The organism is Candidatus Clostridium radicumherbarum, assembly GCF_045310525.1.
Classification (GTDB): domain Bacteria; phylum Bacillota; class Clostridia; order Clostridiales; family Clostridiaceae; genus Clostridium_AT; species Clostridium_AT radicumherbarum.
The window spans coordinates 1,119,827-1,133,353 of record NZ_JBJHZY010000001.1 but is presented as its reverse complement, the minus strand read 5'-3'; the positions used below and the strand labels follow the sequence as shown (position 1 = coordinate 1,133,353).

The following is a 13,527-nucleotide window of genomic DNA, read 5'->3' as shown; positions in this document are numbered from 1 at the left end:
TTGTAAGATTAAATCTAAAATAAGAGCTTTCAGTTTTGCTGAAGCTCTTATTTTAATTAGTTTTAACTATTTATCATTTACTGTCCACAGCTTTATTAATACATTTGCATCTGCATTAAACACAGCTTTTGCATTTGCTGATACATCTTTTGCTAATGCTTCGTTATTAAGATGTTTTACAAAGTCCTCCATGTGCTTAGCAGCCTGATCTGGTCTTTGGTCTTCCAATTGATGCTGTGCCTGGCTTAGATTGTTTGTAAGTTGATCCATCATGGATCCTTTTAGTTCTCCAGATTTCACAAATCTATCCATCAGTTGGCTTATTGAACTTATACTTGTTGAAACCTCAAAATTAATGGTACTATTTGTGGTATTACCAGCCTTATCTACCAATGTTACAATAGCTTTATATTTTCCGGCTTTTCCCGCAAAGTCTATATCTAAAGACTTTCCTTTTGCCAATTCTAAATTATAATCATCCCCATTAATGTTTATCTTTGCGCTAACTACACCAGAAAGATTATCATCAACTTTAAATACAATTGGATAATAATCTTCAAAGCTAGCTCCTTCAATTACAGCTTTATCACCAGCTGTTAATGTAAATGTTGGTTTGGTCTTATCAATATTTACCTGTAAAGTCTTTATTCCTTCAGGGTTTAGAACCTTGTCAGTTGAACGATACTGTAGTGAATATGTTCCTTCCTCTTTAAAGGTTAGAGGTCCTTCATAAAGCTTCCAATCTCCGTTATCCAGTTTATATTCAATTTTGTCAACTCCGGAAACACTGTCTTCTGCATTCAAAGTTACTTTTACATCTGATGAATACCAGCCATCCTTTAAGGTACCCTCTACTAAAGCTTTAGTTTCAGGTGCTGTTGAATCTACAGTAACTAAGACAGTCGCCTTCTTTATAATCCCACCAAGAAGTAAATAGGTATTAATATTTGTCTTCCCTTCAGAAACTGCAGTTACAATACCCTTATCATCTACTTGTGCAATTCCTGAATTATCGCTTGTAAAGGTTATTTTGGCTTTAGAAATATCTGCTAGTGAATCATCATCCATTGCTCCAGTTACTGTCAAAGCTCCAGAACTATTAGGACCTATTATGGACTTATCAATATTTAAGGCTGCAGCTTTTAAGGTATTAGTAATAAAGCCTGCATTTGCCCAGTCTGCATGGTCTTCTGAATTATTACCCTTTCCACCATCTGTTACAACAAGCTTTAACTCCTTACTTCCAGCTAAATCCAAACTTATGAATTTTTGAACAGTATTCTTTTTCATCAATCCACTGTCAAATTTTATAACTCCATCAAGATATACTTGGAATATTAGCCCATCAGTGTAATTTCCTGTTATTTCTTGATCTACCCCAACGTAACTTTCAAAGGTCTTATACCCCTTTCCCTCTATGTTATAGATAATAGTTGAATTTGCATGGGTGCCTATTCCTTTATTATAGGTAATTGCACCTGAGGCTGCTGCTAGGGTTAATGTATTTCCATCAATACTCTTATCCTTCTTAATAGTACTCCAGCCAACAGTTGCACTTACCCAATCAATATCACTTAAATATGCCTTACTATCCACTTTAAAGTTAATATTGTAAGTTTCAGTCAAACTGCCATCTTCACTTACAGCTGTTATAGTTGCAGAACCAGGAAGCTCTTCTGTCTGTTTTACAGTTATCTTAACCTTGTCACTTATTCCAGCTGCTACAACTTTGGGAAGACCTGTTACAGCTGATGCATTAAGGGTTATATTATAGGAATTGACATCTCCATTGAAGCTATCTAGTATTTTTCCATCAATTTTAATATTTCTAATTAAATGTGTACTTAGATCATAATTATTTAATTCATCAGCAGACTGTCCCGTTGCTATAGGTCTTATTCTCATGCTGTAGGAGTATGTCTGATTTGAATACAAAGTGAACTCAGGGTGAGGTTTTGCTCCCCAGCTGTTGTCACCGCCTACACCCATCTGCTTATAATTAAGATGTAAATCAGTTTCAGGTATCTTTGTAAGTTGATAGGTATGAGCTTTTGTGCTTAAATCTTCAGCTGTATAATGAAGAGCACTTGCCTCCATTAACGGTTGTCCAGAAACCATTAGCCCTACCCCATCCTTGTTTGTAACTGTCATCCATCTTATATCTGTGTGATTTCCAGTTTCAGAAGGTTCAATATATGGCACGAATTCATCTGTTACAGTACTATTATATAAGCCTATAAAAGCTCCTGTATTCCTATCCCAATAGTTCTCTTCAGGTCCTCTGCCATACCAACTTAAATTTTCAAAACCTGCCGGCATCTTCATTTCCATACCAATTTCAGGTATTTCAGAAAGACTGCTGCTTCCAGGCTTTAAAGTATTGTTTATAGTTACATCTCCTGTTCCATAGATAGTATAGTTGCTGCTGTACTGAGAAGCTGTAGTTGTAGGAAGTGTATTGCTTACATCAATACGTATTACTTGATCAGATACCCTTTTAACAGTAACACTATCAGTTGTTCTATTTTGTCCTGCATAACGCCATGTTGCTGTTCTTGAAGGCTCTCCATTTCCCTTATCATTATCGTTTGAAGCTCTCCAGAAATTTGGTTGAAGAGGGCTGCTTACAAGTTCAGTTCCTTTATATTGGAAGGATGTAATTGCACCCTTTGCCTTGTCAAATAATATCTGGAAATCAGTTCCTTTTACAACTGCGCTGTCATTTGTCTCAGTTAAATTTAAATTTGACATCTTTGTTGTATCTAATACAGGCTTATCTTGAACATCAAAGGTAACTTGATATTGATCAGAAGCTACTTCATATCCAGCCTTTGCCCATTGTTCATCCTGTGACAAAGTAAAGCTGAAATTTAAGAAATATTCTGCTCCTGCTTTTGTTTGAGGCTTAGTAATAGGTACCGTTATCTGTTTGCTTGTTTTTGGTGCTACATCCAAAACTGGAAGATTACCATTTTGTATAACCTTACCATTTTCAGTCAGTGTCCACTTTCCGCAAAATTCATTTAAGTTTGTAAATAAGTATTTGTTTGCAACTTCAACTTTACCATTTAATATATCAATAGGGTTTACCTTTATATTTTGGTAAACATGCTTAACTTCCATTGCTTGTGGTTTTGGTGTTCTATCTGCTAGTAATATTCCATTTGCACAAAAATTACCGTCATTTGGGTTGTCTCCCCAATCACCACCATATGCAAGATACTTTGTATCTGTATAATGCTGTTCTTCAAATTGATCAAAATTCATCCATAAAACTGTGCTGCTATCAGGTTTTCTAGAAGAATCAACTATCTCATCATATGATAATGCCCTATTGTATATATGTACTGAATCAATATCTGCATTAGCATTCCTGTTCTTCTCAGCATTACGACCAATGCTTACAGCATAATTGTTAGTGCTTATTTTTGAATCATGCTGGTTCTGTGCTAATAGCTGACCATCTACATATAGCTTAACTACATGTCCATCAAAAGTACCAACCATGTGGTGCCAGCTTCCATACCAGTTAGCTGGAACTGCAGCATTGGCTGAAATCCATTGAGTATTACTTCCAGGGTTATTTTTATCGTAGATGAAGAATTCTAGTCCAGGGTTCCCAGAGCCCATATAATTAGCGCTCTGCTTCAAAGCAAACTGTGTATCACCTTTTGTAACAAATTCATTATCAGTTGAACCATTATTATATGGCTTTACCCATGCTTCTACTGTTAATGAATCTGTTATGTTAAGAGATGAATCATTGGTAAGGTCCATATATCCATGCATCGCCTTTCCAGATTGGCCTGGATCTACAACTTTTCCTATTAAAGTACCTTTAATATTGGCATTAACTGTATCATGTGCAATATAAGTAACTGGTGTAGGTTCCCACAATGCTTGATCAACCCAATCCCAAATGCATCCACCTTGAAGGTTTGGATACTTTTCGATAACATCCCAATACTGCTGTAAGTTTCCATTGCTATTACCCATGGCGTGTGCATATTCGCACATAAAATAAGGTTTAGAATTTCCAGACTTTCCGTAACTTTCAACGGTACTTACACTAGGATACATCTGGCTTGTTATATCTGCTACTGAACTGTCTCCTTCATAATGTACAAGTCGAGTTGAATCTGCTTTATGTGTCCAGTCAGCCATTGCCTTAAAGTTACTACCACTTCCAGCTTCATTTCCTAGTGACCATAACAAAACTGATGGATAATTTTTATCTCTTTCTACCAAACTTTGCATTCTATCAATACATGCAGCAGTCCAGTTCGGGTCACTTTTTGGTAGTGTGCCACTGACTCCATGTGACTCTAAATCTGCTTCATCAATTACATATAATCCATACTGGTCACATAATTCAAGCCATGCTGGATCATTTGGATAATGTGAGTCACGTACTGTATTCAGATTAAATTGTTTCATCAATGTAATATCAGTAATCATATCACTCATTGGTATAGTTCTTCCTGTACTTGGGTCTGTCTCGTGGCGATTAGCCCCCTTAAACATAATTGCAGTACCATTTATTTTCATCTGGCCACTTTTTAACTCAAACTTTCTAAAGCCTACTTTTGTATTCTCCGCTTCAATTATTTTTCCGTTAGGATCTTTAAGAGTTAATACCATAGAATATAAATTAGGAGCTTCAGCTGACCACTTTTTAGGATTTGGTACTACTGCACTGCTACTTATTACAGTTTCTGCACCACCTGAAAAGTCTCCACTCATAGTAATAGGCTCATCGAGTACAGGTCTTGTACCATCATAAAGCATGGCTTCTACGGTGTATACTCCTTGGTTTTCTCCGCTATAGTTATGAATATTAGACCTAATTGATAGTGTAGAATTTGTATAAGTTGAATCAAAATCAGTTTCAATCTTAAAGTCTCTTAAATGAACCTTAGGTGTTGAAAAGAGGAATACATCACGAAATATTCCACTTAAACGTATATAATCCTGATCTTCCAGCCAGCTACCATCAGACCATCTATAAACTTCAACTGATATGTTATTTTCACCTTTTCTAACATACTTTGTAATATCAAAGTCCTTAGGTACAAAACTATCTTCAGCATAACCTACCTTCTGGCCATTTACCCAAACATAAAACGCAGATGATACTCCTTGAAAAGATACAAATATCTGCTTTCCATCCCAGTTTTCCGGAATAGAAAAGGTTTTCTTATATGACCCGACAGGATTGTATACCGTTGGAGCCTTTGGGGGAGGTGTTGTTGTTAAACTCTCATAACCTGTCCAAGGATAAGTAATATTTGTATAAATTGGATAGTCATAACCTTCTGTCTGCCAGTTGCTTGGCACCTTAATTGTATCCCAGCTGCTAATATCATAATCTTCTTTGTAAAAATCTACAGGTCTAGAAGCAGGATTTTTTGCAAAATTGAATTTCCATGCACCATTTAGATGTACAAGATTTGTGGAATCAACCCGTATACCCCTATTAGCTATATCCTTATTTATATCTGAAAGGGCTGCTTCAGAATTATCGAATGGTACCAATGTTACATGGCTCGGTTCCTTATTTACCGCAAAAGTTTGAGGATTGTTGTTCCATTCAGGGTATCCATTAGGAAGTACATCAGCTAATACTGTAAATGCTGAACTTCCAATACTCCCTAAGACCATCATAAAAGTCATAAGAATTGACAATGGCTTAAGTCTTTTTTTTCTCATAAATTCATTCTCCTTTCTAAATTTAAATTGTTGGCTAAAGTAATTTTAATCAACTAAACGGTTTCACCCCCTTAATGTTTAAATAGTACTATTAAATGAAAGGGAAAAAATACAGCTTTCTTTCCTTTAAGTCTTGATCTTTTTAGTATATTTTACATTTATTCCCATACTAACATTATAGGTTATGCATTTCTTTATTGTCAATATTTTCTATTGATTATACTTTTAAGTTTTATATTTGTATAAAAAGAAGAAAATCCCATAAAGGGATTTTCTTCTTTAATTCTTTATACTTTTTTTAAAAAATATTAATTATTAATTTTTATTGTAATTAAGCCTGCATGCTTTCATCTGATTTAATCACATACTGCTCATTCATTACCCCTAATTTGCTTAATACAAAGAAGATAATAGATAATATAATACCTACAACTGCTGCAAATGCCATTCCTTTTAATTCAACTGTTCCTATAGTTATTTTAGCACCGCTTACGCCTACTACAAATGTAACTGCAGCTAGAACCATATTGTAGTTTTTGCTAAAGTCAACCTTTTGCTCTACAAGCATTCTAATACCTGATACAGCAATAACGCCGTATAAAAGAACAGTTATTCCGCCCATTACAGGAGTTGGTATACATTTAATAGCCGCAGATACCTTGCCGATACATGAGAATATAATAGCAAATATAGCTGCTCCGCGAATTACCCATACGGAATAAACTCTGGTTATAGCCATAACTCCAATATTTTCACCATAAGTAGTGTTTGGAGGTGAGCCTGCAAACCCGGAAAGAATATTACTAATACCATCTCCTAATAAGGAACGATGTAATCCTGGATCCTTTATTAAATCCGTTTCAGTTATGTTACCAGTTACAATTAAGTGACCAATATGCTCTGCAAGTACAACTAGACAAGCAGGAGCAATTATTGCTACAGCATTCCAATCCATTACTGGTGCCGAGAACTGAGGAAGCTGGAACCATGGAGCTTCTATTATGGGTTTAACATCAAATTGACCCATTAGTGCAGCAAATATACACCCTGCTATAACAGCTATTAAAATAGGAATTATTTGAAGGAATTTTCTAAACATTACAGAACCAAATACTCCTACTGCTAAAGTAAACATTGAAACAGCTATAACATTCCAATTAGGATCTCCAGTTAAGCCTGCCTGACCTGCTGCAACTGGTGCAAGTTCAAGTCCTATAACTGCAACAACTGCTCCCATAACCGCTGGAGGCATTACTACATCTATCCATTTCGTGCCTGCATATTTAATTACGAATGACATTATAACGAAGAATAATCCGAAAAAGATAAAGCCTACTTGTGCATGATTAAAGCCACCATACTTAGAAATTATAAGAGCAGTTGGTGCTATAAAAGCAAAACTGGAACCTAGATATGCAGGAATTCCACCCTTAGTAACAAGAGTATAAACTATTGTTCCAATACCATTCATAAATAGTGCTATAGATGGATTAACACCAAGTAAAAATGGTACAAGGATAGTAGCACCAAACATAGCTGTTAAATGCTGTAGACTTAGTGGTATGGTTTCAAGAATAGGAAGTCTTTCATGGATGCCGATTACACGTCTCATTTTTCACACTCCTTAAATTATTTAAATTTTTTATAAAATGCAGTGCAATAAACAATTCCTAAATTTTACTGCACTGCAAATCACTCTTGTAACATTACTGTTTATTTAATGCTCTATAGACCTTATCTTGTGAAAATGGGAGTTCATAAATTTCTGTTCCAGTAGCCTCTGCAATTGCATTTCCAATAGCTGCTGTTATAGAAATCATTGGATGTTCAGCACAGCCTCTAGCTCCATATGGTCCATCAAGCTGTGGAGTTTCTACAAAATGAAGCTCAATTTCCTTAGGTAAGTCTCTCATGGTTGGAATTTTGTAATCTACAAAGTTTCTAGTTAAAAGTCTTCCTTTCTCGTTGTAGATCATTCCTTCACATAGAGCTGTTCCAATTCCTTGTATTATTCCACCAACTACTTGACCCTTTAAGAGCTTCTCGTTCATAACCTTACCAACATCAAATGCTGAAACTATCTTTAATATTTCTATATCTCCGGTATTCTTATTTACCTCAATTTCAATGCCGTGAGCCCCGAAGGTCCAATCAAGAGCAGGTCTTCCTTGTCCAGTTTCCTTGTCTAAAAAGCAAAGCCCTTGAGCTATACTCTTACCTCTTCCTATTATTGGTCCTCCAATTGAGTTGCCATTTGCATAAGTATAGCCTACAGCCATTTGATTATAATAAAGCTTATTTTCTGGATGCTGCTTTACATAGACGCACTCATCCCCAATTGCTATTTCATGTTTTGCAGAATGAAGAGCAATTGCACCTATTTCTAGTATTTGCTCCAGCATATCATCACAAGCCTCAATAACTGCATTTCCAACAAGTACTGTCATTCTGCTTGCAACAGTCTGCCAGTCATATGGGGCTGTATCTGTATTTGTATCTGCTACTACATGAATCTTTTCAATTGGAATATGAAGTCTTTCTCCTATTATTTGAGCAAGGGCAGTATAAGTTCCTTGTCCGAAATCTATACCTCCAACATTAAATCGAATAGAACCATCTTCATTCATCAATATTAAGGCAGAGGATGCTGAGAAGGTAGGCATTGCAGGTGCCTTATGAAGTACAGCTATACCCTTTCCTCTATATTTTCCAGTACTCTCTTCAAGAGCTTTTTCTTCATTAGTTTTTGGTATTTTATAGCCAATTTTTTCAGCTACTATGCTTAAACATTTGCACACATTTCCAGTATTTTCAGTAACAATTTCCCCAGTTATTGTTGTAGAACCAGCTTTTAGAAGATTTTTCATTCTAAATTCATAAGGATCCATTTCAAGCTCTTTTGCTATTAATTCTCTTTGCCTTTCCACTGCCCAGAAGAACTCAGCGTGACCAAAGCCTCTATAGGCAGTTCCAAAAATATGATTTGTGTATATAGTATAGGAATCCACCTTAATATTATCTACTTCATAAGGACCAGCCGCCGAGTACCCTGCTGCTCTTCCGATATTAACACCATAATCAGCATAAGCTCCAGCATCCCAAAGATATTCAATTTCTTCAGCTATAATTTTTCCGTCCTTTTTAACCCCAGTTTTTATTCTTGCAACAAGGCCCTGCCTGCAGGGAAGTGTGGAAGTCTCTTCTTCTCTCGTTGGAGCTAATTTTACTGGTTTTCCCTTTGCAGCTTTTGATAAAAGAGCAACTAAAGCTTCTAAATGTATACCTGCTTTTCCCCCAAAACCACCTCCTACATAGGGTACAGTTACATCTATATTTTGTTTTGGAATATTTAGGGCTACACTCATTAAGTCTCGAATTGCAAAGGGCGCCTGGGCACTACTCCATACCTTAATCTTATCTCCACTTCCCCATTTAGCAACAACATTATGTGTTTCAAGAGGAACATGGAGTACTTGAGGCTGAGCAAATTTATTTTCAACTATCAAATCAGCTTCTTCGAAGCCTTTTTCTATATTGCCTTTTCTCAATTTAAAGTGATTTGCAACATTAGTCCCAATTTCAGGATTGAATACGTTTTCAATATATTTGTTATTTGCCATATCTTCATGAACTAAAACTGCGTCTTTTTTTAAGGCCTCTTCCACCTCTTGAATTACAGGCAGTTCTTCATAGGTAACCTCAATTAATTCAACTGCTTTTTCAGCAGTATCTAAATCAATAGCAGCAACAGCAGCCACCGCTTCACCAAAATACCTTACCTTACCTACAGCAAGTATTGGCCTGTCAACCATATATATACCTAACTTTTGTGAAGCCTCTGCTCCAGTTAAAACTGCTTTAACACCAGGAAGTTCTTTAGCCTTAGAGGTATCAATACTAATTATTCTTGCATGGGCATAGGGGCTCGTTTTCACCTTTGCATAAAGCATGCCTTGAAGCTTAATGTCATGAACATATTGTGCTTCCCCTGTAACCTTTTCTATTCCATCTAATCTAGATATTCCTTTTCCTACATAATTATAATCCATTGTTATTCCCCCTTTGCTTTCATATCCAAAGCATAAAGATTAACAATATCTGCTTCACCTTGCATCGCTTCTTCCACCGATTCGATAATGCTTTCATAGCCTGTGCATCTGCATAAATTTCCTTGCATTGCCTCTATTATTTCCTCTCTACTAGGGCTAGAGTTTCTATTTAATAGGGCTCTTGCTGACATAACCATACCAGGAGTACAAAAGCCGCACTGAAGTCCATTGTGCTTTATAAAGGATTTTTGTAAAACGGATAATTCTCCATTCATTGCTTCTCCTTCAATGGTAAATACTTCTCCCTCTGCTGCTTCTAAAGCCATTACTAAACAAGAATTTACTGCCTTTCCATTTAATATTACTGTGCAGGCACCGCATTCACCAGCACCACAGCCTTCCTTAGTACCTGTAAGACCTAGTTCTTCTCTTATAAGATATAGCAAGGTTTTATTTGGAGCTACTTCAGCAAAAACCTCCTCTCCATTAACATATAAATGTATCTTTTCCTTCATGGTTATTTCGCCTCCCCTAGTTCCTTTAAAATTTGCCTTGTTAAATACTCAGCCATTGCAATTCTAAATTCTTTACTTGCTCTTTGATCGCTTATAGGCTTAATAGAACTTTTAACCTTTTCAACTATTACTTCTTCACTCTTTAAAACATCTATATTATTAAGTCCTTCCACAATAACTGGTGTTGGTCCTGCAGCACCTATTACTATATTAAGTCCACCATCAGATTTTAAAAATGCTGCCACAGCTATTTGTGCAAGATCATGACCTTTTATTCTTGATTTTCTTAAGTATTTTCCTTTTCCTTTTATGCAGGGGAAAATTACTTTAGTTACAATTTCATTTTCCTTTAAAACAGTTCTCTTAACTCCAATAAAAAATTCCTTAAGGGGTACTTTTCTAGTACCATCTATTGAAGCTATTTCTGCTATACCTTCAAGCACAATGGATGGTGAAAGCATATCCCCACCTGGAGATGCATTACATAGGTTTCCTACAAGGGTAGCCCTATTTCTGAGAAGACTGTTAGCTAAATTTTTAGCGCCTTCTATTAATACTGGATAATTTTCTATTACTTCCTTAGAATTAATAATGTCATTTAAACTTACAGCTGCTCCTATAGTTAGGCCATCTTCATTTGAATAACTAATATTCTTAAGCTCATCTATTGCTTTAATATCTAATATATAAGGACAAACTATAATCTTATCTTTAAGTGCAATAATTAAATCAGTGCCGCCGGCTAAAATCCTAATATTCTTACCATATTTATTTAGTAATACCATGGCATCATTTAGGCACTTTGGTTTAAAGTACTGTAATTCTTGCAATTTAATCCCTCCAATCCCTATTTTCTAAGATAACTTTTACCTAATAAGGGCTTTAATAATCTAATTAAATTTTTATACAAAAAACCCCCTAGTATACTTAGCATTTATGAAAAAACATGCAGTATTATTAGGGGTTTTTTGTAACTTAATTTAGATTCTAAAGCTATTTAATATATATTTATTTTTGTTACTAATTTTTTATGCGTTTTAGGATTATATCGGTTTAAAAATAAACCCAAAGTAATCTTTTCCTATACCTTCTTTTATGACTCCAACAGTAGTCTTAAGCTTCATACCTATTTCCATATTTTCAGCTTCAATTTGACCACTTACTGTTAATCCATTATCAAACTTAACAATTCCAAAGGCAATGTATGGCTTCATATAGCCCTCTGGAAGATTATATACTCTAGTATAGGTTACAAGGGAAACTTCTCCATCAAGGTCTATTTCCTCAAATTCCCTAGCACCGCATTTTCTACATACATAATGCTTCGGATGGTGGAGTTCTCCGCATGCTGTACATTTATAAGCATACATTTTCTCACTCATATTACTCCGCCTCCTTTGTAAGTATAGTTGCCACTACATTATTTCCAAAACCGCCGAAATTGACTGCAAGCCCTGCCTTTGCACCTTCTACTTGTCTTCCATCAGCTTCTCCTCTTAACTGCTTTACTATTTCAACAACCTGTGAGACTCCTGTTGCTCCTAGTGGATGTCCTTTAGCTTTAAGACCTCCTGAAGTATTAATTGGCATCTTGCCTCCAACTTTTGTTTCACCATTTCTAGCAGCTATATGGCCTTGACCCCTTTCAAAGAAACCAACCTCTTCAGATTCAACTATCTCAAGTATTTGGAAGGCATCATGAAGTTCTGCCACATCCATATCCTTTGGAGTAAGACCTGACATTTTATAAGCCTTTTCTGCAGCAAGTCTTACAGCTAATAAATCAGTTGGTATTTCTCTTTCAGCCACGGCATGGGTATCTGTTGCCTGACCAATGCCAGCTACCTTTACTGGCTTCTTATTAAATCTATCTGCCTTTTCTACAGCACATAAAAGCACAGCTGCTGCTCCATCAGATACAGGACAAACATGATACATTCTTAAGGGTTCTGCTACATAAGGATTAATAACATGTGCATCTTCATCCTCAGTAATTGCATATAAATTAGGTACAACATGAATGTGAGCCACTGGGTTATTAACTGCATGTTCATGATTTTTAACTGAAACAATGGATAAGTCTTTTTCAGTGATTCCATACTTCTCCATACAAAGCTTTGTAAACATTCCAGCAAAGGCTGGAAGTGTTAAGCCATAGTTGTATTCTGCCTCAGGATGAAGCATGGTAGCTACAAAGTCAGTACCTTCCCAGCCGCTTACAACTCTCATCATTTCTCCGCCAACTACTAGAACAGCGTCACACATACCGCTTGCAATAGCCATATAACCTAATTTTATAGCTGAAGCTCCTGAAGCTGGACCATTTTCAATAGTTTCAGCCATAGCAGGTCTTAAATTTAATGTATCAACTAAAGCTGAAGCAATTCCACTTTGTCTGTTTATTATACCTGAGCCCATGGAAGCTACGAAAACTTGATCTATCCCATGCCCTTCACCAGTTTTAACACCAGCGTCATCTAAAGCTTCTACAGCTGCCAAGCTAAGCATATCAGTAAAGGTTCCTCCTGACCATTTACCAAACTTAGTATGACCAACCCCTACAATTCCTACTTCTCGCATCTTTTATATCCTGGAATTTGTGCATAGGTTTCTGGGAGGATTGGGGTTTCAGAAGTCTTAAGAAGTTCTTCCTTAACAGGTCTTCTTCCAGTGCATTTTGAAGCTTTATGTTTTTCCCATAATGCCTTAGTTAAAACATAAGTAGGAACTCCACCAAGTTCATGCCAAATTTCTGGTCTTGATTCTAATTCATATTCTATCATCCATCTCTTAAAGCCATTTGGACTCTCAGCAACTATCCAAACCTCTTCTTGATTTAAATAATCAAGATGATATTCCATTTTTGCAGCAAATAATTGAGCACCTATTCTTAAGCCTTGTCTAAGAGTCATAGTGTGGTAGGACATGCCTACTTTATCATCAACTGTACGTCCATTAACAATCCCAACTATAACACCATCTATAGTTCCTATTAAGCAGTATTCATCCTTTACTCTATAACGGTAGTAACCTAAGAGCTCAGAATACATTCTGGATGCAACTATATCATAAAAATCCTTTTCAACAGTCATAAGAGGTTTAACAGCTTCTAATATGTGAGGAACCTCATCTCTTGTAATTTGTCGAATAACCATTTTTTCTCCAGTTGCAAGTGTAATATACTTTGCTGGATATTCTGGTAATGGTGACTCTACAGGTCTTAAGCTTTGCTCCATTTTATCTACTATCATTTT

The 13,527-nt window shown here is 36.0% G+C and carries 8 protein-coding genes; all 8 read right to left on the bottom strand.

From position 1 onward, the window contains the following. Nucleotides 1-66: 66 nt before the first annotated feature. Nucleotides 67-5,709 carry a glycoside hydrolase family 2 TIM barrel-domain containing protein gene (locus tag ACJDUH_RS05425; protein ID WP_406764138.1) on the bottom strand — a complete coding sequence of 1,881 codons (5,643 nt, stop codon included), beginning with the start codon at nucleotides 5,707-5,709 and terminating at the stop codon, nucleotides 67-69. Between the two features lie 331 nt (nucleotides 5,710-6,040). Further along, nucleotides 6,041-7,321, bottom strand: coding sequence for a uracil permease (gene uraA / locus ACJDUH_RS05420; RefSeq protein ID WP_406764137.1), 1,281 nt, complete (start codon nucleotides 7,319-7,321; stop codon nucleotides 6,041-6,043). Nucleotides 7,322-7,415: 94 nt separating this feature from the next. Continuing rightward, nucleotides 7,416-9,758, bottom strand: coding sequence for a xanthine dehydrogenase family protein molybdopterin-binding subunit (locus ACJDUH_RS05415; protein ID WP_406764136.1), 2,343 nt, complete (start codon nucleotides 9,756-9,758; stop codon nucleotides 7,416-7,418). Nucleotides 9,759-9,760: 2 nt separating this feature from the next. Beyond that, a complete protein-coding gene (locus tag ACJDUH_RS05410) occupies nucleotides 9,761-10,273 on the bottom strand; it encodes a (2Fe-2S)-binding protein (RefSeq protein WP_406764135.1) in 513 nt (170 codons plus the stop codon). A gap of 2 nt (nucleotides 10,274-10,275) precedes the next feature. Further along, on the bottom strand, nucleotides 10,276-11,103 hold the full coding sequence (locus tag ACJDUH_RS05405; RefSeq protein WP_406764134.1) for an FAD binding domain-containing protein: 828 nt from the start codon (nucleotides 11,101-11,103) through the stop codon (nucleotides 10,276-10,278). 213 nt (nucleotides 11,104-11,316) lie between these two features. Continuing rightward, on the bottom strand, nucleotides 11,317-11,655 hold the full coding sequence (locus ACJDUH_RS05400; protein WP_406764133.1) for a Zn-ribbon domain-containing OB-fold protein: 339 nt from the start codon (nucleotides 11,653-11,655) through the stop codon (nucleotides 11,317-11,319). A 1-nt stretch (nucleotide 11,656) separates the two neighbouring features. Continuing rightward, nucleotides 11,657-12,853, bottom strand: coding sequence for a thiolase C-terminal domain-containing protein (locus ACJDUH_RS05395; RefSeq protein ID WP_406764132.1), 1,197 nt, complete (start codon nucleotides 12,851-12,853; stop codon nucleotides 11,657-11,659). Beyond that, nucleotides 12,841-13,524 carry a hypothetical protein gene (locus ACJDUH_RS05390; RefSeq protein ID WP_406764131.1) on the bottom strand — a complete coding sequence of 228 codons (684 nt, stop codon included), beginning with the start codon at nucleotides 13,522-13,524 and terminating at the stop codon, nucleotides 12,841-12,843. Before ACJDUH_RS05390 ends, ACJDUH_RS05395 begins: the two co-directional genes overlap by 13 nt. Between the last annotated feature and the right edge of the window lie 3 nt (nucleotides 13,525-13,527).

What these genes read in the sequence shown, in the direction of transcription:
- ACJDUH_RS05425 (WP_406764138.1), bottom strand. Translation starts at nt 5,709, where the DNA reads ATGAGAAAAAAAAGACTTAAGCCATTGTCAATTCTTATGACTTTTATG.
- ACJDUH_RS05415 (WP_406764136.1), bottom strand. Translation starts at nt 9,758, where the DNA reads ATGGATTATAATTATGTAGGAAAAGGAATATCTAGATTAGATGGAATA.
- uraA (WP_406764137.1), bottom strand. Translation starts at nt 7,321, where the DNA reads ATGAGACGTGTAATCGGCATCCATGAAAGACTTCCTATTCTTGAAACC.
- ACJDUH_RS05395 (WP_406764132.1), bottom strand. Translation starts at nt 12,853, where the DNA reads ATGCGAGAAGTAGGAATTGTAGGGGTTGGTCATACTAAGTTTGGTAAA.
- ACJDUH_RS05410 (WP_406764135.1), bottom strand. Translation starts at nt 10,273, where the DNA reads ATGAAGGAAAAGATACATTTATATGTTAATGGAGAGGAGGTTTTTGCT.
- ACJDUH_RS05400 (WP_406764133.1), bottom strand. Translation starts at nt 11,655, where the DNA reads ATGAGTGAGAAAATGTATGCTTATAAATGTACAGCATGCGGAGAACTC.
- ACJDUH_RS05390 (WP_406764131.1), bottom strand. Translation starts at nt 13,524, where the DNA reads ATGATAGTAGATAAAATGGAGCAAAGCTTAAGACCTGTAGAGTCACCA.